The organism is Photorhabdus sp. HUG-39, from assembly GCF_963878365.1.
Lineage (GTDB): Bacteria > Pseudomonadota > Gammaproteobacteria > Enterobacterales > Enterobacteriaceae > Photorhabdus > Photorhabdus kayaii.
Map to the genome: position 1 here is coordinate 32642 of NZ_CAWNWY010000018.1, position 23689 is coordinate 56330.

Sequence of the window (23689 nt, forward strand, 5' to 3'; positions counted from 1 at the left end):
ATGCAAGCAGGCAAAATAAGACTTTTCTCCACAGCCAGAACTGACGTTTATGTTCTGACCGAAGACTTTGCTCCAGCACTGGAGTTTTTTTTACTCAAAAACAAAGACAACTTTGCACCGTATGAACCTTTGCGTTCTCCAGAGTTCTACACACGCAAAAATATTACACAGCGTATTGCTGATGTATGGCCAGATTATCAGGCTAAAAAATGTTTGCTGCTGGTGTTTACCCTCACAGGCAAAGATGAGGTGGTAGGAAGTGTCAATTTCACTAATTTCGTATATGGGGTTTTTCAGGCCGGTTATTTGGGTTTTTCTCTTGATCTACACCATGAAGGTCAGGGACTGATGTCAGAAGTAATAGCAGCAGCATTACCTTGGATACGCCAGCACTATGGACTTCATCGTATTATGGCAAACCATCTGCCGGACAATGAGCGCAGTAAAAAAACACTCTCTAGGCTGGGGTTCATGCAGGAGGGTTTTGCCCGTTCTTATCTAAAAATTAATGGTAAATGGCAAGATCATGTCCTTAATTCGTACGTGTTTGAAAACTAAGGAGGTAGATCAGTGAGCCTTCATACAACACAACATTATTTAAAGCAAGCGCTGTCAGAATTGGTTGTTCAAACGCGTGAGCTTTATGGGTCGGGTACAACAACACGACTTGAAAAATTTTTTTCTGGGTTGACTGGCGAGCAGCAGAATAAACCGAAACATTCTCAACAGAAACCGCGCTTGATGTTTTTTCCAGATATGAACAATGGGCCATGGATTGAAGCAGATAGCACAGATGTGACATCGCAAGTCGCGACACTGCTTGAAGAACATTATCATACAATCAAGTCGGAGTTCATGGCAGCAGCAGAGCTCTTAACAAGTTATACTTCGCGCACTCTTTTCAAAAACCTTGGTGATAATGACTGGTCATCTATTTCATTGTGGAGCAGGGGAAAATTTAGTGATAAAGCCATTCACTTTCCTCAACTGCAAGAGGTGATTACTCAGCTTGAAGGCAAACTCTTTCCTTGGCGTGGTGAGATTTCTTTCATGAGGCTGAAAGCCGGTAGCTATTTACCGGAACATTATGACTGGACCAATGTACAGATCACCTGCCATCTCGGTATCAATATCCCTGAATACTGTAGTTTGGTGGTTGCGGGTGAGGAACGTCATTGGGAAGAAGGTAAGGCTATCTTTTTCGATCACAGTTTTTTGCATAGTGCTTATAACCACTCGGAACGTGACAGGGATATTTTGCTGATTAATTTATTACACCCTGAACTTACTCCAGCTGAAGTTTATGCTGTCACAGAACTGGGTATTGTTCTGGCTAATGTATCAGAAAGACAAAAATAATCTTTTATGGTTTTAGCATTTGCTGAGGAACCAAAGGCGGCGCTTACTTTCAGCTTGTTAACAACACTGGTAATGCTGCAATTGTCGACCATGCGGTTGGCCTAACGATAAATGATAAGCCTGTGCCACGAGGCACTGCAATTAACCTAAAAGATCCCCAATATAGTCCCAGAGTAGCAGGTGATAACGCTATCACGCTAAAGGTGGAATTGGACAGGGAGGGCCAATTCTTACTTACTACCTATCCTAATAAGGCTATTTTATTTGCCATTTTGAACCTGGGCAGTGCTCACTGTTCATTGATAAGAATGGCCTGCAACAATTACGCCTATTGAGATAGGCACTTACGCAATACCAAACCAGACATTTTCAGGTGAGTCAGTGAAAAGATTGATGACAGCAATGATAGTGACCGGTCTGTTAGGTTGCCCGGTTACTTCCGCGCAGGCGGAAGGGGTGGGGATCAATACTACCCGCATTATCTATCCAGCGGATAGCCGCGCGACAACCGCCTCAGTGAGCAATACTAGTAAAGAGGTGGTCTATTTAATACAGGCGACAATCAGCTCTACTTCTGCGGGAGACAAAACCGCCCCATTTCTGGTGACGCCTCCCCTGTTTCGTATGGAACCAGACAGCCAGAATCAGGTGCGCATCGTCAAAACTGGTCCGTCGCTGCCTATCGACCGGGAATCGCTGTTCTGGTTTACGGCGAAGGTCATTCCGTTAAGCTCTGAATCCGATAATCGCTCCCAGCGGAATGTCTCCGGCGGAATACCAGTGAAAGGAAACTTAATGAAATATTTAAAATTATTCGTGTTGCGTGTTGGTTTTATGGTTATTGCTGCCACGGTTTATGGTCATCAAGGGGTACAGGCTGAGGATAATATGCGTTTTCACGGTGCATTGGTTAAAGAACCTTGCACGATTAATCCGGGTGATGAAGATATCCAGCTCGATTTTGCAACAATGTCTGAAAAATATTTGTATCTGCATGGTAGGACCCATAGCGAACCTTTTCTGCTCAGATTATCTGGTTGCGATATGAGTGTGGGCAAATCGATTAAACTGACATTCAGTGGCATGGAAAATACGCAATTGCCGGGCTTATTAGCGTTAAGTGCTGGGAGCCAAGCCGCTGGGATTGCCATTGGTATAGAAATGGCAGAAGGCAAACGGTTGTCGTTGAATAAAGAGGGAGATGCCTATCCGTTAAAAGAGGGTGAAAACTTGATTGCACTGCAAGCATATGTGCAGGCAGAACCCACTGCGCTAGCTAACCAGACGATTAAGCGAGGCGCATTTCATGCGATTGCGACATTTAATCTGAATTATGACTAACTTGCACGGTTTTATTAGGTACTTAAATGAAAAAGTTATTTTCTGTTTGCCTGGTACTTTTATTGCTGTTTTCATCAAGTGCGGCTGCATCGATATTTTCATATATCACTAAATCCGAGGGCATTCCCACAAATGCCTATTATACTTTTGTCATTGAACGTTGGGACCCAGAAAACGATTTTACGCCAAATCCTTGTTATGGTTATTCTGCGTGTTGGATATCGGTTAACCATCGCCATTTTGCTGATGGATATTCAGGGCAGCCCTATAGGCTATTCAATACTCGCGTAGAAAGATTCAAGACAATGAAACAAGTGCAGGCGGAGATATTGAAATATACCAGTTTTCCGATTACCGGCGTTGCAAAACATTTCGGCCCTGCGATTCGATCGCATCAGGAGTGTGTCGGGCTATTTTATGAAACCGATCAAAATGGTTTTCATGGAAGATTATTACCCGGATCTTTATGTGGCGTTGCACCACCACCGATAGGATTTTGTCAGGTCAGAGAAGGCTCCGTTGAACTTAATTACGGTAGTATTGATGAGGCAAAATTGGAAGGCGCAACCAGAGCGGAAAATATCAATGTGACCTGCAATGTAGACATAGAGATTATCGTGACAGCGACGGGACCTGATAGGGGATTAGTACCTTTAAGAAGTGATGGTAGCTTGAAAGCTAAGTTGCTATTAAATGAGAAAAATGGTGAAGACGGCGTTGCTGTGTTTGTACCGGCGGGAGGAAATGTAGCCGTTACAGTGAAATCAATTTTACAGAAAAATGGCAGAGTAGAGGCAGGACCTTTCTCAGGATCAGGGGCAATAATTTTGGCGATGCCATAAAAAGGTGTTTTTTTAATTTAAAGGCTGGGATGAAAATGAAACAAGATCATCTATTAGTAGGGAAGCGTATTCAAAAAAGAAGGAAAGAGTTGGGTATGACTGCCGCCAAATTGGCGGAAAAAATAGGTATTAGTCAGCAACAACTCTCACGTTATGAGAGAGGGATAAACCGAATTAATTTATCCCATCTGGTGCGGATCGCTTCAATATTGGAGACGCCGATAAACTGGTTTTTCCTTGATTGTAGTTATCCTGCTACCAATAACAGCATCAATAAATTAACAGACCAATATATCCCTATTGCTGAGGCTACATTGGGTAAATTTGGATGTTAACTGATCTCGACTCCAATCGGGGGATCTATAAACCCGTTGATGACTGAGTTTTGTGACCGACGGAACGGTCACTTTTATGATTTCTCTGTCAGCCATGTTATTACCACAATGTTATTACCACAAATTAAAGAGTCCATTCTTATCCATCTCCCCTTTTGAAGAAGTTATTAAAGTTCAGATATACCCTATGGATTTCAAGATGCATCGCGACGGCAAGGGAGCGAATCCCCGGGAGCATAGAGAACTATGTGACCGGGGTGAGTGAGTACGGCCAACAAAGAGGCAACTTGAAAGATGACGGGTATATACCGTATTTAACCCCGCATTTCTGTTATTTCTATTTCTTTATCGAAGCGTAAATGCTCATCGGCTGCCATAGGGATCAACCAACGTAAATTATAGATCACATTATCGGGTAATGAATTTGCTTCATAGATATTAACGATCTCTTTTTCAATAGAATTGACAGAATAGACACGATCATCATACATATAGAGAAAATTTACCTGATAAACGTCAGGACGAGTTAAGACAGTAAATAGTCGCCACTCTTCAGGACGTGTTTCAATGCCAGCTTCTTCTGTAAACTCCCTTGCCATTGCCTGTTGGGGGCTTTCTCCCGCTTCTATTTTTCCACCAATCCCATTGAGCTTCCCTTTTTGCCAACTGGGTTGTAATTTTGAAATTAGGGAGACATGTTTTTTATCTTTAGAAAACATAAACCCTGTTACATAGTTAATCATTATTTTCTCCACGCTTTTATTTCGCTACTAATGTCTGATTCCTGTCTGGCCCATATGAAATATACTTAATTGGGACACCAGCATAGTCTTGAATAAAAGATAAGAAATCAATCAGCTCAATAGGTAGCTCCGTTAAATCTGTATATGATGAGTTAAGTGCGCTCCAGGATTTAAATGTCTTATAGATGGGTTTGGCTTTATTGAGCTCCAATAATGCATCATCACAACAGACGAGTTTATCATCAATTTCATAGGCAATAGCGACTTTTATTTCATGTAAGCCAGCAAGAACATCAACATTCGTTATGGCGAGTTCTGTTACACCATTGAGTTTCACCGCATGTTTAATCAGGGATAAATCCAGCCAGCCACAACGCCTTGGCCTTTTTGAAACGGTACCATATTCGTTCCCACGCTCTCGAATATAATCAGCCTGTTCTGTCGATAATTCAGTGGGGAATGGCCCGTTGCCTACACGGATCATATAGGATTTCATCACACCGACAATATGTATTTTTTGTGCTGGTATACCTATCATGGCAAAGCAGGTTTGCACTAATGTCTGATATGCCACGGTATAAGGATAAGTACCAAAACTATTATCCAAGAAAGTGGCTTGTGATGTCTCAAGTAAAACATCTTCTCCCGAATTAAGTAAATCACCGATAATTTCATTAGTGAACGTGAAATAGGGTTCTATCCTCTTGCCATATTGATGTGTTGTTTCTAACATCTCTTCAAAATCTAATGTGGTTTGTGCATTAAAAACATGTTTAATCTGCTTTTCCCTGATACTCCAAAGAAATTCTAATTTACTTCTTAATTTTTCTTTATCAAGGGTATCAATAAGCCGAATGCCATGACGGTTGGCTTTGTCTTCAACACAGGCACCCACACCGACACCAACTGAACCTATCTTCTGCTTACCTTTGTATTTTTCTGATGCTCTATTTAACTCAGAGTGTAATGGTAAGACGATATGGCATCGTGGGTCGATAAATATATTAGAATCAATTTTTTCTTTTTGTATAAAGTCGATCTCTCTAACCAGAATGGGAAGACTGACTAAAGCGCCTTGGCAGATATATAAATTCTTTTTGTTGAGTGAGGCTGGTAATTGGGAAAATGAGCCTCTTAGATTACCATGTTGCACACAATGACCTGCATTAGCGCCGCCATTAAATCGAGCAATGTTATTGATGTTGCCAGATAAATAGTCAACAAATTTTCCTTTACCTTCATCTCCAAATTGGAGTCCAACTACAGCAGTTAACATAAATCTATTCCTTAATTCCTTAATTATCTATTGGCTTATTCAAAATAATAGTTAAATCATCATCTTTGATGATTTTTTAAATGAATAATCTGCTTTTAAATACTAAGCTGTTCTTTTAAAACTAATGTGATCAATATCTATTTGTACATCGTTATAAATGATCCCTTTCTTATTGGATTATTTTGAACAGCTTCTTTATTACTGTTTATGGACCAAAGAATCTGCTATTAATAGGGCTTCACTTAATGTATCAACAATGGGAACACCCGCGGTTTCAAGACTGATACGACTGTGGGTTCCTCCGGTATAAAGAATGGCATGAGTTCCTGCCGCTAATGCGGCAATTGCGTCATCAGTAGCGTCTCCAATAACCACACTTTGCTCGGGAGCAACATTGAGTTTTTTGAGATGGTTAGCTAACTGCTCTGATTTGCCGGTTGTCAATAATGGCGTATTTCTACCATCTATTTGGGTAAAGAATTTGCCAATACCATGATTATCAAGCATAGGGATTAATTCATTATGCTCCATCAGTGAACATAATGATTGGGTTGCACCTGTTTTATAGCGGGAAGCGAGGAGTTGGCTCACACCTTCCGTTAAACTGGCTTTCTGAATACCTGGCCGATAGTGAAAATTAAACGTTTTTCCGATCACTGACCATTCAGAAGATGAAGGTTCACGGCCAATCACTTGTTTATAGAAAGTTTGTACTGGAACACAATAATATTCCCGATATTGTTCCAGCGTTAGAGGGTCAATACCAATTTCTGCCAATGCGAAATTGGTTGCACTCAATGAAACATTGACATCATTAAGTAATGTACCATTCCAATCCCAAATAATATGTGCTGTTGTCATATTTAACTCCCCTTTTCCAAATTAACTTTTGCGAACCGAACATTCAGAACATTGATATGCCAGGGCCTTAAATGCATCAATTGGCTGTTCATAATTATTCAGTGGTGTTTGTGCTTTTAGATTTAATAAAAAATGCAATAAGTTGGCTGCCCATGTTGAATCTGTCAGGGTGTCATGAAGGACAGACAATAAACTATATGAATAGGCAACCCAATCCGCCGTGGTTGTATGAGCATATTTATCATCAGCGAAAGGCTGATCAATTAAGCGATTCAGGACCTTATGATGTCTGAAACACCAAGGCGTCAAGACATCTAAAGTTTCAGGGTTGAATACACGATCAGCATGCCCATAAACGCGAGTACGTAATAATTTTTCCCAATGTAGTTCGACGGCTCGGGCCTTTGGGCGTTGTCCGGTTTGGGCCATGACCAGATCGATTGCCTGACGTAAGGTGTCTCCTGTTCCGCAATTATCATCAATAATTGTCACGGTTTGTCCTGATGGAATTTTGCGCCCCCAGAGATGATTGCTCTTGCAAGACGTATCATCGTAACGTGAAACTTTCACTAAATTGAGCTCACTATTCCATGCTGCGGCTGTGACTGCGGCTGCCGCTGATCCTCCTAACATGATGCCAACAACTGAGGAGTTGGAGCATATGTCAATTTGGGCTGCGGCCAAAGTTAACAGATGATTATCTCCTTCAATAAATGGTCTGGGCACTTTGTGTTCCGTAGACAATGGCAATTTCAGGTCATGGATTGGCGAGAGTGAAAAAGTAAATGGTGTGCCCATCAGCGTTGAACTGACGACTTTAGCGCACTCTTTGATCCCATCGATGAATGGCACAATATCTTCGTTAACCGTCTGTGGAGAACTTAATAAGCTATCAACAATTCTCAGCAATTTTGCCAAACTATGATCGGCCAATATATATTTTGATGGGGCAGTACACAGCTTATCGCTACACTCAAGTTGAGAGATGTATTCTGTGTAATATTTCGCCGTCATCAGTAGCTCGTGACACGGTTTTTGTTCGTAATAGGCGGTACCGCGGGAACCGACGAATGCTGGCTTCTCTGTGAGTAAGCCAGGTAGCGCCATCACTTCTTTCGTTAAATAGCGTGTTTCAGGTACGCCACGCAATTCGCCTAGTAAACCAATAGAACGAAGATCCAAAGCAGGAGATAAAGATTCAGACATATTTAGCGTCTCGGTGATTGTGTTGCAGCAAGGGCATCTTCGAGAGGAACCTTACCAATATGTAGAGCTTGACCAAGAATGGCACCTTCAACACCGATAGTGGACAAATCGGCTAATGCGCGGAGATCATCCAGGCTCGATACTCCGCCGCCGGCAATGACGGGTGATGACGTTTTCGCGCAGACTTCCTGTAATAGCGTGAAATTTGGCGAACTCATCATGCCTCCCCGCTCAACATCGGTTACGACGTAGCGTTGGCAACCCTGTTTGTCGAGGCGCTCAAGGAGATCCCAGAGATTACCTTTGCTGACATTCCATCCATGCGTTGCCAGTTGATAACCTTCCGATGTGTTTTTTACATCAAGAGCAATGGCGATCTTATCGCCATATTCTGCAATGGCTCGGGCACACCAATCTGGATGTTCTAATGCTGCGGTCCCCAAATTAACTCGCTGGCATCCCGTTGCTAATACTTTGCGCAAGATGGTTTCATCTCTGATTCCGCCACAGACCTGTACGTTAATATCGACCGCAGCCAGGACATCGGCAATAAGATGGCTGTTTGAGCCACGTCCTGACGCAGCATCAAGATCAACAACATGAATCCATTTTGCCCCGGCATTTTGCCAGGCTAGTGCTACTTCTGCCGGGGTACCTAAAGGTCTCCGTAATGTTGGGCTTTCACCTCGGGTTAATCGAATTGCGGAATTCGATGTCATTGCTATTCCGTCAACAATATCCACAGAGGGAAATATCTCGAATATTTCCTTACTTATCATTAAATGCATCCTAATTAATTATTTAAAAATTAATAACGTTTTGTGATTAATGAAATTACAAGTTGCAACGCAATAAATATGCCCAAAAACAGAGGGGTTAATTTAATGAGCTTAATAACCATTCATTAATTCATAATAGTGAAAAGAAAAAATTTCTCAATAAGGTTATTAGCTAAATATAACAATTTGGATAACTTTGTTCAGCCAATTAATCTTATGTTTACTTAAGAAGAGTTAATTTAGGGGAAGGTGAATAGAGATTCAATTTAAATATGTCGGAAATGAATTCTACTAATGTTGATAGGGAAAATTCAGTGTTATTTATCTAATATTTTAATTATTACAAATAATATAAATCTGTTTTTCAAGCAATTATTATAGTATATTCTGATTTATATAAAATATACCCTATGGATTTCAAGATGGATCGCGGCGGCAAGGGAGCGAATCCCCGGGAGCATAGATAAGGATGTGACCGGGGTGAGTGAGTGCAGCCAACAAAGAGGCAACTTGAAAGATGACGGGTATATATTTACAATGATATTGATCGCAACACTTAGAATATAGAATTTCGCTTATTAACCTGAGGTTATTATTCAATAATAGTACCAGTCAGCTTCTGAGAAACCTCTGAGAATTGGTTTTCTTTAATGACTGACTATTTTGGACGTTGGCGATAGTGCTTATTTATGACTTTAAATGAACAAGAGGCACCTATTGGGTACCTCTTGTTATGGGAGTTTAACGGGAAGGAACTACGTTAAGGCGACTGGTTGAACAGTTATTTTAATCATTCAAATATCGAGTCGCTTAGTTTGCCATTTTTTAGATTTCCAACGCCAGATATTAGTGAGTCCACGCAACCATTCGTCACAGAAGAAACCGATCCAGATACCTAAAATGCCCATTTCCATTTTGATCCCTAAATAGTACCCCACTGGAATAGCAATACACCACATAAAGAATATGGCTGCATAAAGTGGGAAACGAGCATCACCGGAAGCACGCAATGCGTTCACCATAACAATATTTGCGGTACGGATTGGCTCCAGAAAAACGGATAGCAAGAATAGGGGTAACAACAGTTTGATAATGGCTTCATCTTGCGTCAGAAAATGCAGAATCGGCATTTTGAGCAGCCAGAAAGCAGTGACCACGCCAATAGTGACGATACAGCCGATTTTCAGACTATTAATGCCACGAATATAAGCATCTTCAAACCGCTTTGCACCGACCAGATGACCAACCATAATTTCGTTACCAATGCTGGTGGCAATGCCAAATAACATCACAAACAGTGATAGCTGGAAATAGAGTGTTTGTGCTGCCAGTGAAATTTCACCCATCAGTCCAATGAATGCTATGGCCGCCATATATTGCAGTATCCACACTACGTTTTCACCCGCAGCGGGTAAACCGATATATAAGATTTTGCCCAACATACCCTGTGACCAGCGTAGGAAACCTGCCAGCGTAAATTTGATCCGCAGGCCATAACTGAGCAGACAGAATAATAGGATCACGGCAACAATCCGGCCAAAGACTGTAGACCAGGCGACTCCTTCCAGACCATATTTAGGTAATCCGAAGAAACCATACAGGACGATCATATTACCTAGCACTGTCAGCAAGTTAGCAATCAAAGTAACATACATTGCCGGTTTGGATTTCCCATAAACCCGCAAACACGCCGCCAGAATAATCGAAATAGCTTCAGGGATAAGACAGATACCCAGAATGTGCAGATAGTTAAAACCATCTTCCATCAGATGTTCCGGCATATTCATGATAGACAAGATCTTATAGCCGAAGAAGATAGTCATCAGCGCACAGCTAAACCCAAGTAAAAAGTTGAATGCAATAGAAATATGGATCGCTTGGCTGGCTTTATCCCGTTTGCCTGCACCAATATATTGAGCAATAACGACACTGCAACCAACACTGATAAAGTTGAAGATAGTGATAAACAGATCAAATACCTGATTACCTACAGCCATAGCAGCCAGATAAGAAGTAGAAACATGGCTCACCATATAAGTATTAATTAATAAAGTAGCCAGATGGAGAAGAATATCAATAAAAATCGGCCAGCTTAACGAAAAGAGCGAGCGCTCAGTAACATCAGTTTGATGCATTTGAAAAACCTGCTTATTGAAAAAGGTAAATGAATTATTTCTTGAGATGCTGCGTACTCAGAAAATATTCAGGCATTGTACATGGTTTATTTATCCGTTAACAGAGATGAGATATATACCCGTTATCTTTCAAGTTGCCTCTTTGTTGGCTGTACTCACTCACCCCGGTCACATAGTTATCTATGCTCCCGGGGATTCGCTCCCTTGCCGTCGCGATGCATCTTGAAATCTATAGGGTATGGAAAGATAAAAATTGAATTCTGTGATTGGTTTTTTCTGCTTGAACAACCCCTTGTGGTACGAAGCAAATAACGATCAATTAGCATCATAAGGGAAATGATTGGCAGCAAATATTAGCATTGCTATTTGTCGAATGTGTTAGCGGAATTGATAAATTTTTGCTTAGCATGTTACATGTGGTGGATGCGTATACTGTGACGACAGTATTATCAGTACACAGTACATTTGTTGCGAGGAAATTTAGATCAACAAGTAAATAAATTTCATGGTAAATAATTAAGATATTTAAATGATTATCTTAATTGATAAAAAATTTAAATGCCAAATATTTAAAATAATTATTTTAATATATTATTAGTATTTATGATATACCAACTTTACCAGTCAATGGATGCCTTATGTGTTTAATAAATCATTAGGTGATTTTATTTAAATTTTATTTATGATTTTATATCGCTGAATAATTTTGTTGGATTATGGGATTTTCCAAATCTGATCATTCAGTTTTTTATGATAACTTAAACGATTTATCAACGGAGTGATAAAAAAATTTTTGTGGTTAAATTTTGCTCTATAATTAATTTAAAGGAGTCGAATATAAGGAAATGAAAATATACCATTCAGCGAGGTGATATGATGATAAATAGACTACAACACCAGTTACTTTTGGCCCTTTTAACGTTGACTTTCTTTTCTGCTTTTTCTACATCTACCCATGCTTGTATATTGTACCCGCACTTTCCTATATGTGCGGCAAAATGCGTTATTTTTTCATCTCATACTGCAACATGTATTATCGGTTCTCAAGCGCCTAATCATTCAGCTTATAATTATCCAATGTCTATTGGATCTGAAAAGAATAGCTAATAGAAAATGGAATTCTATTAATATTCAGTTAGCATAATTATTGTGTAATATTATTGCGTGATATTATTGTGTTATGCGGAATTCTACCTCTTTTTTTTCTATTTTCCGCCCTTTAATAAAGGGCGGGTTTTTATAAAGTGATTTATACCCGTTATCTTTCAAGTTGCCTCTTTGTTGGCTGTACTCCCTTGCCGTCGCGATGCATCTTGAAATCCATCGGGTATATGGCTATAGGATATATGATTTAAAAATAGAGTAAATTGGAAAGTCTATTTTAGCTATCAAGGTTTATATTTTTCATGTTAATTAACTAAGGCTATTTAAATTAATACGCCATTATATTTTCTATGAATTGGCTGAAACGTAGCAGATAGCCGTCAGGATCTTGCACAAGAAATTCTCGTTGGCATGCAATGACTTCATCAATACGGTAGTGATTATCTTTAACCTCTCGGTATAGTTTGATGTTATTAACTTTTAAGCTGTGCAGTAAAGGGGCTAAATCATCAACTTCAATCTGAAAATTCACCCCTCTCCCAAAAGGATAATTTAATGAGGCTGTGTTCCAACCATCATCATGTAATACTTCAAGCATCAGTTGTGCTTCACCAAGTGCTAAGTATGCAAAATCTGGATTATCTCGTCGAATAAGCAACTGGAAGCCGAGAATTCTTTGATAAAAATCCAGAGATAGAGAAAAGTCAGTAACAGTAAGTTCTGGAACCATACGATTCCAATAGGGTTTATGTTGTTCCATATTTTATCCTATATTCTACGATGCCTATTTTATTATATGAGAATGGATTAATTTTATCCAGAGTAAAGGTGTTATAGTCTAATAAAGCTATTTTTTATTCCTGTAAAAATAGGGTAAATAATTCTATTAATTTTTATGTTATTTAACTTGTTCTTTTAAGCCCTTATGGGGTGGTTTTCTGTGTTAGTAATTTATTTAATTGATATATACCCGTCATCTTTCAAGCTGCCTCTTTGTTGGCTGCACTCACTCACCCCGGTCACATAGTTATCTATGCTCCCAGGGATTCGTTCCCTTGCCGTCGCGATGCAACTTGAAATCCATAGGGTATAGTTAATTGTATTGTTATATTTATTAAAATCAATTTATACCCGTCATCTTTCAAGCTGCCTCTTTGTTGGCTGCACTCACTCACCCCGGTCACATAGTTATCTATGCTCCCAGGGATTCGTTCCCTTGCCGTCGCGATGCAACTTGAAATCCATAGGGTATATTATCTGTTTTTCTTGTTGATTTATCTGATTCATTAAATTGAATCTATATATAAAATTATATTTCTGCTGTTTTCTATTTTTGTGGAATTGGTCACGGATAATTTAAATATTATCTATATCTTAATGGCTGATTTTAATCAGGGAATAAATTCATTTTATGATTTCTATATTTTTACGTTATTATTTTATCTGTTCTTGTAATATGAAAGCATGGTTTAATGTCGATCACCGTATTTCTCATTTTTTCCCTGATTAACTGTTCTGGTTATATTTAAAATTAAATTTTTTAATCACTATATTTATTTTGGCATATTTCTGTCTGTTTTTGGAAATTTGTCTGAATTATGCAGTATAGCCAATTATTGGATAAAAATATATATGAAACGTATTCCAGAACCTTTCCGTATTAAAATGGTAGAAAATATTCGCATGACTACTCGTGCCGAACGTGAAAAAGCATTAGAAGAAGCCGGATATAATCCGTTCCTATTACCTAGTGACGCGGTTTATATTGATTTGCTGACGGATTCTGGCACTGGAGCAATGAGTGATCGCCAGTGGGCAGGAATGATGATGGGGGATGAAGCTTATGCAGGTTCCCGTAACTATTATCATCTATGTGATAAAGTTAATGAATTAATTGGCTACCAATATACTATTCCAACCCATCAAGGGCGTGGAGCAGAACAGATTTTATTCCCGACATTAATTGCTCGGAAAAAAGCACAAGGTGGCGCAACGCATCCGGTTTTTATTTCTAATTTCCATTTTGATACGACAGCGGCTCATGTTGAATTAAATGGCGCGAAAGCGATTAATGTTGTCACGTCAAAAGCCTTTGATACAACCACCTATTATGATTGGAAAGGCGATTTTGATATTGATGAATTGAAAAAAACGATAGCAGAACATGGCGCTGATAATGTTGTTGCGATTATTACAACCGTTACCTGTAATAGCTCCGGTGGTCAGCCTATCTCTATGGCTAATATGAGCGCTGTGTATGAGATAGCAAAGCAACATGATATTCCGGTGGTGATTGATTCAGCCCGTTTCTGTGAAAATGCTTGGTTTATTAAGCAAAGAGAAAAGGGCTATGAAAATAAATCCGTTAAACAGATCGTCAAGGAGATGTATCAATATGGTGATATGTTAACAATGTCAGCTAAAAAAGATCCCTTGGTCAATATTGGTGGTCTTTGTTGTTTCCGTGATGATGAAGATCTCTTTAATGAAGTGCGTACCCGCTGTGTGCCAATGGAAGGATTTGTGACTTATGGCGGTCTCGCCGGACGCGATATGGAAGCATTGGCAATTGGTCTTGAAGAAGGGATGAATGAGAGTTATCTGACATATCGTATTAATCAGGTGGCTTATTTAGGTAATAGATTAAGAGATGCAGGTATTCCTATTCAATATCCAACCGGTGGTCATGCTGTATTTGTTGATGCTAAATTATTATTACCGCATATTCCAGGGGAACAATTCCCAGCTCATGCACTGAATAATGAATTATATCTGGAGGCGGGAATAAGAAGTGTGGAGATTGGTTCTTTGTTATTAGGTCGTGATCCAACAACCGGAAAACAGAAACCATCACCAATGGAACTTTTGCGATTAACGATTCCTCGTCGCGTCTATACTAATGATCATATGGATTATGTTGTAGAAGCCTTTATTTCCTTGAAGGAGCGAATTCCTCAGATTAAAGGATTAACGTTTACTTATGAGCCATCCGTATTACGGCATTTCGTTGCAAGATTAAAACCAATTAAATAATAAAAATCGGGATGATCCTTGTTTAAGGGCATCCCCAATTATACTTCTTATTATATACCCTATGGATTTCAAGATGCTTCGCGACGGCAAGGGAGTGAATCCCCGGGAGCATAGGTAATTATGTGACCGGGGTGAGCGAGTGCAGCCAACAAAGAGGCAACTTGAAAGATGACGGGTATAACGCCACGCTAGGGTAACATATATGGCTACTTTGCCGATAAAAAAATCGTCTCCATCTTTATTTGGCGGCGCCATGATCATTGGTGGAACGATTATTGGTGCGGGCATGTTTTCTTTACCGGTTGTCATGTCAGGAGCATGGTTTTACTGGTCAATTGCCACTTTGATTTTTACCTGGTTTTGCATGTTGCACTCAGGATTAATGATATTGGAAGCCAATCTTAATTATCGAATTGGCTCAAGTTTCAGTACTATAACAAAAGATCTATTAGGCAATGGTTGGAATATCATTAATGGTATTACCCTTGCTTTTGTTTTATATATACTGACTTACGCTTATATTTCCGCGAGTGGATCGATTATTCAACATGCTATGAGAGAAGTATCGATAGATTTTTCACCTGGGCTTGCTGGTTTTTTATTTGCTCTTGTTGTTACATTTATTGTCTGGTTAAGTACTAAAACTGTTAGCAGGATGACGTCGATTATTCTTGGTGCTAAGGTATTAACTTTCTTTATGACGTTCGGCGGTTTGGTTTATAATATTAAACCGGCGGTATTGTTTAATACAACTGAAGTTAATCCAACTTACTGGCCTTATATATTAATGACTTTACCTTTCTGTCTGGCCTCCTTTGGATATCATGGTAATGTTCCTAGCCTGATGAAATATTATGGAAAAGAACCAGAAAAAATAAAGAGATGTCTGTTTATTGGGACATCAATGGCTTTGGTGCTTTATTTGATCTGGTTGGTTGGAACAATGGGAAATATTTCCCGGCCTGATTTTGTCGAAATCGTAGCAAAGGGGGGCAATATTGATGTTTTGGTTCAATCATTAAGTGGAGGATTGAACAGTTCTGCTCTGGGCTTATTATTGACTCTCTTTTCTAACTTTGCGGTTGCCAGCTCATTCCTTGGTGTCACGCTTGGGTTGTTCGATTACCTGGCTGATCTCCTTAAATTTGATGATACCAAACTGGGGCGCTTTAAAACGGCATTAGTGACGTTTCTTCCGCCAATGGTCGGTGGCATGATTTATCCGAATGGTTTTATTCATGCGATAGGTTTTGCTGGCCTTGCTGCAACAGTTTGGGCAGCTATCGTTCCTGCATTACTTGCCAGAGCATCCCGTAAACGATTTGGCAGCCCTATGTATCGAGTTTGGGGAGGTAATGTGATGATCGGCTTGATTTTGCTATTTGGCGCACTAAATGCTGCTGCCCATATCTTATCAAATCTTAACCTGTTGCCCGTTTATTCATAAAAAAACTCCTGCGGTGGGGGGCCGCAGGAGCCTGGTGTTGACGGAAATAAGCTCCGAAAGGGAGAGAACAAAGCCGGTATTTTTATGTGTTAATTTAGTTTGTTAACTCCTAACATCTTACAGCAAGGTTATTAACAGGAAGTTCTTATGGCTTCCCTTTGTACACAAATAGTTAACCGCTTTAATTTCTTTAGTACAACGTCCTGACAGACATGTCATAAATTCATCCCTGATAGAACAATAGCATTAGAATGCCCTCTTTTGGCAACTTTTTGCCTAGTCATTAATTAGTTGTATATAATCTTTCAGTGTCAGTGTTGTTTTTGCAACGGTATTATCGCCGGGGCTAAGCCATCATTTACCGGTATTCGTTAATCACTTGTTGGCAAAAATCAGGTGAATTCACATGATGAGGGCTTTAGGTTGTTTTGATAAAAAGTGATTGAAAGCAACTGACATTGACTTTTTTTCATTATAATTGCGAATACTTCCCTGGTGCTGACGACTCATTCATGGACAGATTATAGTCAAGATGAGACTTAAGTATCACTGTTGTATTACCAAATTGAGATTGTTATCCCATTTAATACATAAATAAAATGAATTAATTTGGTCGTTTTGTAGATGGTTGAGTAGAGTGATGATAGCGAAAAAATATTTTAACCATAAGTGTTAATGTTGCGATTTTTATGGTGAAGAGTTATGGCAATGATAGATTCGAAGACGAAAACTCATTTTACTGGTACTCGGAAAAAAACTTATACATTGCTAATCAATGCGGCATTGGAGCTTTGTGAACAGAGAGCGATACCTTCGGTTTCTGAATTGGCAATGCATGCTGGTGTTTCCAGGGCAACAGCATACCGCTATTTTCCGACACAAAGTGATTTAATTGATGCGATTGTTGGTGCCAGCCTTGGGCCGATCCTCACCTGGAAGCCTGCTAGTGAAAAGATCGAGGAGCGGATTACTGAGTTGTTGGATTTTGCTTATCCCCGAATGTTTCAATACGAAGGTGCATTGCGAGCTGCTCTGCTAGTTTCTTTGCAACAATGGGCTCAGGGATGTTTATCTGAGGGTAAGCAGGAAAAGAAACTGGTACGTGGGCATCGTAAAGATATCCTTGCAATGGTTGTTGAACCATTAAAAGGGCATTTTCCGCCGGATACTTTGGAAAATGTCATTCGATCTTTTTCCCTAATTTATGGCTCCGAGGTCTTTCTGGTGATGAAAGATATCTGGCAGATGGATAATGAGGAAATTATTGAGATCACTAAATGGGTGGCAAAAGCGATAATTAATCAAGCGTACAGAGATTCTGAATTATAGGTATTGTTTATATCCGTCATCTTTCAAGCTGCCTCTTTGTTGGCTGCACTCACTCACCCCGGTCACATCGTTATCTATGTTCCCGGGGATTCGTTCCCTTGCCGTCGCGATGCATCTTGAAATCCATAGGGTATATTGCTTTTTGTATTTAAATATTAATTATATGGCTAATATTATATATTATGCATTACATGTTTTTTGTTAATATTTACCTGTATTATATTTTCATTAATATATGTTATGCTTATCATATATATCCTAATTGATTATTAATCTATCAGGGTAAATTGAATAATATATATTTTTCATTCAACTTATGTCTAAGTTGGCAATAGAGCAAAAATATAAATTATTCTCGTGATGACTTTCATATTATTAAATTAATATGATGGCGGCAGCTATTGTTTAATACGCTTCCTCTAATAACAAATCTTTTATAACGTCTAAAATAGGTGATTATATGACCACAGAAAATAGCATTATTGATGATTTTAACGGTAAAACGAAGACTCTAGGGTGGGATATTGTTGCTGCCTATGATAGAACTAAAATAAATATGCTGTTTGAACAGCAATATGTAAGAAAAGTAAGTGAAGGTACACATTTTTCACCTATTTTCTGGGAAAGCAGAAATAAAAAGATAAAATTTGACAACTTGATATTGGGAGTGCCGTTAATTTCCTTTGAAAATTCATCAATTGAAGATTCTCATGCAACGGTAAAATTAAATTTTATTTCTGGCACGATAATAGAACTTTATGATGATGGTAGAGTAAAGAATTATCAAAGAATTACGCCGAATAATGATTACTATATGACGATAACCGTAAATTTGAGTGCGTCAACAGGCTCTGTTGGTAATGATGGAAAAGTTGTTGTTGAATTTAAAAAAGGAGATTTGGGAGTAGTCAATGTTATTGACGATGCGCCAGCAGAAGTCAAGGAGTTTTTCCGTAATTGGCTTAAAGATAATGATGTAACTTATGAGTTAGGTATTTTGAAGCTGGATAATACGGCTGGACTGGTTCCAACAATGTTTAAAATCAGAACTCAACCGGCACCCGGTGCTAATTTATATGGTTCTGATAATTATGGTCATGGGGCGGTGTTGTTATTTATTGCAACAAACTATAATCCTAACGGTAGGGAATTACCAATTAACTCAAGTAATTTCCCTTATTTGATACCGAATAATCGTTCTGCGGTATTAATTATCAGTAATAAGACACTTTTTGAGAATATTCTTAAGCCGCAATATGAACATTTATTACCGAGTTCTACGAGTGTAAATTTAGAATTGGTCAAGATTGATAGCCAGAAAGATGACTCAGCTAGCTATTTGAATATAACAAGTGGGTATGCTGAGAGCAATGAACCTGTACAATATGAAGGAGGAGGGTATAAAGTATGGACGGGAACGGTGAAATATCATGATAACAGTAATATGTGGTTAGAGAATGCCAAGATCCCCTATTTAGGAATGCATATTAAACCAGGCAAGGAAAAAATTGTCTTTTCTGGGACGAATAATAATGACCACTCTTATTATTTTACCCAATCAGTTGGTATTCTTAATGATTCTCCAATAAGCGGTGGTTGGTACAAGTCTAAAATTCATTTTTATATTGATGGCTCGATAGATATTACGCCTCATGTAAAATCTAATGATGAGATTGAATTAAAATTAAATAATAGAATGATAACCAGATATGACAAACAAGATGAACCTAGTTGGGGAATACACTTTTTCCCTAAAGAAAAGTTTATTAATAAAACAGCAGAAATTGTTAAAGGTGTTGTTGAAAATAAATTAACCAATGTTGCAAATATTAAATTAGATAGCATTAGTCTATTTGCCGTTAATCACCTTCTTTTCCCTGAAAGCAATTATCTTGAATTTGATAAAGTGTATGTGCCTGGGGATATGGTGCTATTTGGTGATATTTCTCCAACATCAACTGCTTTTAAAATCAAAGATCTTCAATTAACTATACCAGTGAAAACTAAGCATAAATTTACAACCAACACCAATGCAACAGTAAAGTGGTCCATTACTCCAGCGGAATTGGGGAGTATTAATGCGAATACCGGCTATTATACGGCACCGGCTAAGATAAAAGGAAATAGCCAAATTGTGACAATTACTGCGACAGATTCAAACACAAACGCTAAAGCTTCAGCGGTTGTCACTCTGTTGCCTTCCTCAGTATCGGTTAGTCCTTCTTTTGTTGTTATCAATGAAAATGATGTTAATAAGAATGTCAATTTTACTGTTTATAACAATAAGAAAGTGAATTGGCGTGTGGAAACGGGTACTGGCTATGGTGTTGTTGATGCAAATGGCAAATATACGCCTCCAGCCTCTTTCCCGGCTGGATATAATATGGTTACGGTGACGGCTGTTGCTGATAATGGTGATTTAGATAAAGTCAATATTCTGCTTATCAGTAAAAGTACTATAGCTGAATTCAAGATTGATCCTAGCTATAATCAAGAGTTATTAACACCCGATGCCGTAATGGAATTCTCTTCTGTCGGTAATGATTTGACTTCTCCAAGTGAATGGAGCCTTATGCCGGCAAGAGGAAATATTAAGGTAGGTGAGCCAGAAGTGATAAAAGATGAGTTTGGTAATGATATTAAAAAGTATACTGCGACTTATACTGCACCAAGTGATATTACTTGTTCAGAAATTGTTTTACTCAGAGTGACACATAAGAATAAACCCAATCGTGCAGGATATGCTCTGATTACACTTGAGCCGAAAATCAGTTAATAGTTAACGACTTTTAATAACTACCAGATGATGTAATAAATTTCTTATTATTTATTGCATCTCTGTTCTCTAATCTATTTTTTTAGAAAAAAACATCCATCCTGTATATTTCCGGTGAATAAAGGCGATCCTATGAATAATGATATCAGCCCGTTGCTAAAGAAATTAGGTAATAAATATAACTTTACCGATAAGATAATTGAATCAGATTATAAATCTATTTTTGATATTATAAGAATACCCCGTAATCTATTTTTAGATAAATATAATTTAAATCATCAGGCAGAAGATATTTATGATACAGCAAACAGCTATGCTATACAAATAGCGCGTAAATTTCGCCGGCAGCATTACACTCATAATACATATGCCAGGAGTTATTCTTCTGTTTCATTGAAAGAAGGTCCCCAATATCAATCCTTATTTCAGGATAATTGGCAGAAATACTGTCCAAATGGCGCACCGGAAGCAAATAATTCACCGGTTGCTTATTTAGCAGAGATTTATAAATTAGCGATGGATATTGAATCCAATGCGGGTGCTGAGGCCATTAAAATAGATACGCGCCGCTCTGATTTAGCGCATTTAATGCTGGATGAAGTGAGTATCAATCAAGAGATTTCAACATTGTCATTGGTTAATGCTATGCTAAATCAACGTTTGGAAGCTATGCTAAGACAACAAGGAAAGACAAATTTATCTAGTTATGATCTTTTAGCCAATGTACGTTATCCATTCCAACTCCCTTATGATCATGCGCAAAACCAAATTAATCTAACATTTGATAATAAAAAACTTTTTTGTTTGGAAATGACGCAACAGACAGATAAGAGTTATCCTTATTTTCTTAAATCCAACCTGAATACTGCTAATGGAGAATTTATCGCGCCTTTAGCAAATCAATTAGGTATTTGCCAACAAAAAATAATTAATGAGCCATTAAACCCATCTAATAGCCAATTCTATCAGGATAATTATGGCGTTAATAGTGCAGACTTACTTGAATTGTTATCAACTTTCACTACACAAACAACTCTTTCTGTCGCAGAAGTTGAGCAATTATTATGTATAAAAGGAATATCTACAAATAAAGGGAAGGCATTAGAACAAAATAACGTGAGATTATCTCAGAATGTGCTTAATTTAGGTATACCTGCGGCTCCTTATCGTTATGGCGCTGTTTTTATTAATGGGCCAAATGCAAAAGAGAGTGATTTTTTACATTTGTATCGTGAATTTGCCTCAAGTGATCATTTGCCACAAGAGATAAATAAGCTATCCGGTGTGAATCATGAACGCTTTGATAGATTAAATCGCATGATACGGTTGTGGAGATGGGTTAATTTGCCGGTAGATAAAATTGATTTATTGGTGACTGCCACGATGCGGGCAGAAGGGGATGCAAATAAGCAATTACAGATGAATGAAAATACTTTACGTATGTTAGGTATTTTCCATCATTGGAGCAAAAAATATCATATTTCACCTGATGATTTTGCCGCGTTGATATATCAAATTACTCCTTTCTCGACGGGTACAGCTATTCCTTTCTTCGATCAGATTTTCAATTCATCTTCGTTATTTGATGCACCATTGGTGATTGATGATCGTGAGTTTTATTCAGAAAAAAAACAGGATAATAATATCATTAGTAAGTTATGTGCTGGATTGAAAATTGAAGCGAAGGATTTTTCTTTATTAGCACCATTAGTTGCTGAATCGATGGGTAAAAAAAGTTTAACATGTTCACTTCCTGTTGTTTCTGCGTTTTATCGTATTGTGCAACTGTCGAGAATTTTGGGGTTAACACCACAGGAAGGTGTGGTTCTTTTAACGTTGATAGGTGGAAATAAAGTATTAAAACAGGTCACGGGTATGCCTTATTTATCGCAACCAGGAAATAATAGGCAAACAGATATTCTGGATATTATGATTGCAATGGAGCAAACCACAGAATGGTTAAGAATAAATAAATTATCTGTTGGTACTCTTCAACTATTCTTATTACCAGCTAATGAAGTTGTTATGACCGGCAATGCGGCGCAGGTGGCCTTTATTAATCAAGTTGGATTGCATCGTAATTCAGAGAGTTTAACCCTGGAAAGTTTATCATCAAATATCTTACCAGTATTAGATGATAATGGTAATTTGATTGATTGGTTAACTCTATGTCATACTGTTTTAAATGCAGTATCTCATCAAAAATATGGTTTAGTTAAGCCTGATGTTAATATTACTGATGAAATTAATAAAGCGATAAAAAGTATATTACTTGATGATAAAGTCAAAGTATCTATTACTGAACAATGGGCTGCAATTATTACTCAAGCTCAATCTGCACAAAATGCAATATCGGCCAGTATGTTAGTAAATGCATTTCAGCTATCACAACCATTTCCTTTATTTATTTTAAACTGGATCGGCTCAAGTAGTTATGATTTTTTATTGAAGTCATTTGAACTGTTTGATAATAAAAATTTACAGCCAGAGATGATCAGTCAGGATTATTTGATACTGATGTATGATTTGTCGCGATATATTTCAGTGATTAAAACTTTCCGACTGAGTACTGTGATGTTGAACCATTTTTCTGAACATCCTGAACGGTTTGGCTGCCAGAACACGCAACTTTCTTTATCGGGTATTTATTATTTCAGTCGCTACCGAGATTGGATGCAATTAGTTGCTTCTTTAGATAACGCGGAAGACAAAATATTGCGTTATTTGGAGCTAGTCAATACGAATAATCAAAATAACGATAAAATTAATAGGGTGAAAATATTAACTGAACTATTGTCATGGCAGCGTGATGAAGTACTATTAGCTAATTCATATATTATCGGCAAGGAAGATAATACGGCAAAAACATTAGCTGAAATAGATATCATGATGAGACTTAAAGTTTGGTCCGAGGAAATGGCACTTTCCATGCGTTCATTATTAGCGACGATAAATATCAATGCTCATTCCTCTTATGAGGATTATAAACAGGTTGGTATAGCGATGGTAGCAACTCTGTAAATATATACCCGTCATCTTTCAAGTTGCCTCTTTGTTGGCTGCACTCGCTCACCCCGGTCACATAGTTTGCTATGCTCCCGGGGATTCACTCCCTTGCCGTCG

Annotated in this window: 20 protein-coding genes and 1 pseudogene; 13 read left to right on the plus strand and 8 right to left on the minus strand. The window is 38.3% G+C overall.

Features of this window, described 5'->3' with window-relative positions; all coding sequences use genetic code 11:
• From AAC155_RS13070 to AAC155_RS13095, 7 genes and pseudogenes are all read left to right on the plus strand, one after another.
• Entirely contained in the window at positions 1 to 558 is a 558-nt protein-coding gene (locus AAC155_RS13070) for a GNAT family N-acetyltransferase (protein WP_113042635.1), read from the plus strand.
• A gap of 12 nt (positions 559 to 570) precedes the next feature.
• The gene (locus AAC155_RS13075; protein ID WP_113042637.1) at positions 571 to 1359 is read left to right on the plus strand and encodes an aspartyl/asparaginyl beta-hydroxylase domain-containing protein; all 789 of its coding nucleotides are present in this window, start codon (positions 571 to 573) and stop codon (positions 1357 to 1359) included.
• A gap of 402 nt (positions 1360 to 1761) precedes the next feature.
• A pseudogene (locus AAC155_RS24495) lies at positions 1762 to 2094 on the plus strand (fimbrial biogenesis chaperone); the annotation flags it as partial.
• A 60-nt stretch (positions 2095 to 2154) separates the two neighbouring features.
• The gene (locus AAC155_RS24500) at positions 2155 to 2700 is read left to right on the plus strand and encodes a fimbrial protein (RefSeq protein WP_113042720.1); all 546 of its coding nucleotides are present in this window, start codon (positions 2155 to 2157) and stop codon (positions 2698 to 2700) included.
• A 26-nt stretch (positions 2701 to 2726) separates the two neighbouring features.
• Positions 2727 to 3542, plus strand: coding sequence for an MrpH family fimbial adhesin (locus AAC155_RS13085; RefSeq protein ID WP_113042618.1), 816 nt, complete (start codon positions 2727 to 2729; stop codon positions 3540 to 3542).
• Positions 3543 to 3571: 29 nt separating this feature from the next.
• Positions 3572 to 3877 carry a helix-turn-helix domain-containing protein gene (locus AAC155_RS13090; protein ID WP_113042620.1) on the plus strand — a complete coding sequence of 102 codons (306 nt, stop codon included), beginning with the start codon at positions 3572 to 3574 and terminating at the stop codon, positions 3875 to 3877.
• 155 nt (positions 3878 to 4032) lie between these two features.
• Positions 4033 to 4236, plus strand: coding sequence for a hypothetical protein (locus AAC155_RS13095; RefSeq protein WP_146748098.1), 204 nt, complete (start codon positions 4033 to 4035; stop codon positions 4234 to 4236).
• Here AAC155_RS13095 and AAC155_RS13100 read toward each other — a convergent pair.
• The 8 genes from AAC155_RS13100 to AAC155_RS13135 all read right to left on the minus strand — a co-directional run bounded on the left by AAC155_RS13100 (position 4192) and on the right by AAC155_RS13135 (position 13165).
• Entirely contained in the window at positions 4192 to 4620 is a 429-nt protein-coding gene (locus AAC155_RS13100; protein WP_113042638.1) for an NUDIX domain-containing protein, read from the minus strand. The genes AAC155_RS13095 and AAC155_RS13100 overlap by 45 nt on opposite strands.
• Positions 4621 to 4636: 16 nt before the next feature.
• Positions 4637 to 5896: an adenylosuccinate synthase gene (locus AAC155_RS13105; RefSeq protein WP_113042640.1), complete on the minus strand. Its 1260-nt coding sequence runs from the start codon at positions 5894 to 5896 to the stop codon at positions 4637 to 4639.
• A 198-nt stretch (positions 5897 to 6094) separates the two neighbouring features.
• Positions 6095 to 6757, minus strand: a complete 663-nt coding sequence (locus AAC155_RS13110) for an HAD family hydrolase (RefSeq protein ID WP_113042641.1) — start codon at positions 6755 to 6757, stop codon at positions 6095 to 6097.
• Between the two features lie 21 nt (positions 6758 to 6778).
• Complete coding sequence (locus tag AAC155_RS13115) at positions 6779 to 7963, minus strand: phosphoribosyltransferase (RefSeq protein ID WP_113042643.1); 1185 nt, start codon at positions 7961 to 7963, stop codon at positions 6779 to 6781.
• Positions 7964 to 7965: 2 nt separating this feature from the next.
• Positions 7966 to 8751 (minus strand): HisA/HisF-related TIM barrel protein, encoded by a 786-nt coding sequence (locus AAC155_RS13120; protein WP_316250773.1) that lies wholly within the window; start codon positions 8749 to 8751, stop codon positions 7966 to 7968.
• 785 nt (positions 8752 to 9536) lie between these two features.
• Positions 9537 to 10877, minus strand: a complete 1341-nt coding sequence (locus AAC155_RS13125; protein ID WP_113042648.1) for an MATE family efflux transporter — start codon at positions 10875 to 10877, stop codon at positions 9537 to 9539.
• Between the two features lie 1432 nt (positions 10878 to 12309).
• Positions 12310 to 12741, minus strand: coding sequence for a bleomycin resistance protein (locus AAC155_RS13130; RefSeq protein ID WP_229015825.1), 432 nt, complete (start codon positions 12739 to 12741; stop codon positions 12310 to 12312).
• A 271-nt stretch (positions 12742 to 13012) separates the two neighbouring features.
• Positions 13013 to 13165 (minus strand): hypothetical protein, encoded by a 153-nt coding sequence (locus AAC155_RS13135; protein WP_158536567.1) that lies wholly within the window; start codon positions 13163 to 13165, stop codon positions 13013 to 13015.
• A 227-nt stretch (positions 13166 to 13392) separates the two neighbouring features.
• Between AAC155_RS13135 and tnaC the strand changes: the two genes are divergently transcribed.
• The 6 genes from tnaC to AAC155_RS13160 all read left to right on the plus strand — a co-directional run bounded on the left by tnaC (position 13393) and on the right by AAC155_RS13160 (position 23587).
• Complete coding sequence (gene tnaC / locus AAC155_RS24505; RefSeq protein ID WP_113042652.1) at positions 13393 to 13491, plus strand: tryptophanase leader peptide; 99 nt, start codon at positions 13393 to 13395, stop codon at positions 13489 to 13491.
• Positions 13492 to 13613: 122 nt separating this feature from the next.
• Positions 13614 to 15014 carry a tryptophanase gene (tnaA, locus tag AAC155_RS13140; RefSeq protein WP_113042653.1) on the plus strand — a complete coding sequence of 467 codons (1401 nt, stop codon included), beginning with the start codon at positions 13614 to 13616 and terminating at the stop codon, positions 15012 to 15014.
• A 202-nt stretch (positions 15015 to 15216) separates the two neighbouring features.
• A complete protein-coding gene (gene mtr, locus AAC155_RS13145) occupies positions 15217 to 16461 on the plus strand; it encodes a tryptophan permease (RefSeq protein ID WP_113042655.1) in 1245 nt (414 codons plus the stop codon).
• A gap of 702 nt (positions 16462 to 17163) precedes the next feature.
• Complete coding sequence (locus AAC155_RS13150; RefSeq protein ID WP_113042657.1) at positions 17164 to 17790, plus strand: TetR/AcrR family transcriptional regulator; 627 nt, start codon at positions 17164 to 17166, stop codon at positions 17788 to 17790.
• A 460-nt stretch (positions 17791 to 18250) separates the two neighbouring features.
• A complete protein-coding gene (locus AAC155_RS13155; protein WP_113042658.1) occupies positions 18251 to 20566 on the plus strand; it encodes a hypothetical protein in 2316 nt (771 codons plus the stop codon).
• Positions 20567 to 20698: 132 nt separating this feature from the next.
• On the plus strand, positions 20699 to 23587 hold the full coding sequence (locus AAC155_RS13160) for a Tc toxin subunit A (protein WP_113042660.1): 2889 nt from the start codon (positions 20699 to 20701) through the stop codon (positions 23585 to 23587).
• Positions 23588 to 23689 lie beyond the last annotated feature (102 nt).

What these genes read in the sequence shown, in the direction of transcription:
- AAC155_RS13070 (WP_113042635.1), top strand. Translation starts at nt 1, where the DNA reads ATGCAAGCAGGCAAAATAAGACTTTTCTCCACAGCCAGAACTGACGTT.
- AAC155_RS24500 (WP_113042720.1), top strand. Translation starts at nt 2,155, where the DNA reads ATGAAATATTTAAAATTATTCGTGTTGCGTGTTGGTTTTATGGTTATT.
- AAC155_RS13085 (WP_113042618.1), top strand. Translation starts at nt 2,727, where the DNA reads ATGAAAAAGTTATTTTCTGTTTGCCTGGTACTTTTATTGCTGTTTTCA.
- AAC155_RS13090 (WP_113042620.1), top strand. Translation starts at nt 3,572, where the DNA reads ATGAAAATGAAACAAGATCATCTATTAGTAGGGAAGCGTATTCAAAAA.
- AAC155_RS13100 (WP_113042638.1), bottom strand. Translation starts at nt 4,620, where the DNA reads ATGATTAACTATGTAACAGGGTTTATGTTTTCTAAAGATAAAAAACAT.
- AAC155_RS13105 (WP_113042640.1), bottom strand. Translation starts at nt 5,896, where the DNA reads ATGTTAACTGCTGTAGTTGGACTCCAATTTGGAGATGAAGGTAAAGGA.
- AAC155_RS13110 (WP_113042641.1), bottom strand. Translation starts at nt 6,757, where the DNA reads ATGACAACAGCACATATTATTTGGGATTGGAATGGTACATTACTTAAT.
- AAC155_RS13115 (WP_113042643.1), bottom strand. Translation starts at nt 7,963, where the DNA reads ATGTCTGAATCTTTATCTCCTGCTTTGGATCTTCGTTCTATTGGTTTA.
- AAC155_RS13120 (WP_316250773.1), bottom strand. Translation starts at nt 8,751, where the DNA reads ATGCATTTAATGATAAGTAAGGAAATATTCGAGATATTTCCCTCTGTG.
- AAC155_RS13125 (WP_113042648.1), bottom strand. Translation starts at nt 10,877, where the DNA reads ATGCATCAAACTGATGTTACTGAGCGCTCGCTCTTTTCGTTAAGCTGG.
- AAC155_RS13130 (WP_229015825.1), bottom strand. Translation starts at nt 12,741, where the DNA reads ATGGAACAACATAAACCCTATTGGAATCGTATGGTTCCAGAACTTACT.
- tnaC (WP_113042652.1), top strand. Translation starts at nt 13,393, where the DNA reads ATGATTTCTATATTTTTACGTTATTATTTTATCTGTTCTTGTAATATG.
- tnaA (WP_113042653.1), top strand. Translation starts at nt 13,614, where the DNA reads ATGAAACGTATTCCAGAACCTTTCCGTATTAAAATGGTAGAAAATATT.
- mtr (WP_113042655.1), top strand. Translation starts at nt 15,217, where the DNA reads ATGGCTACTTTGCCGATAAAAAAATCGTCTCCATCTTTATTTGGCGGC.
- AAC155_RS13150 (WP_113042657.1), top strand. Translation starts at nt 17,164, where the DNA reads ATGGCAATGATAGATTCGAAGACGAAAACTCATTTTACTGGTACTCGG.
- AAC155_RS13155 (WP_113042658.1), top strand. Translation starts at nt 18,251, where the DNA reads ATGACCACAGAAAATAGCATTATTGATGATTTTAACGGTAAAACGAAG.
- AAC155_RS13160 (WP_113042660.1), top strand. Translation starts at nt 20,699, where the DNA reads ATGAATAATGATATCAGCCCGTTGCTAAAGAAATTAGGTAATAAATAT.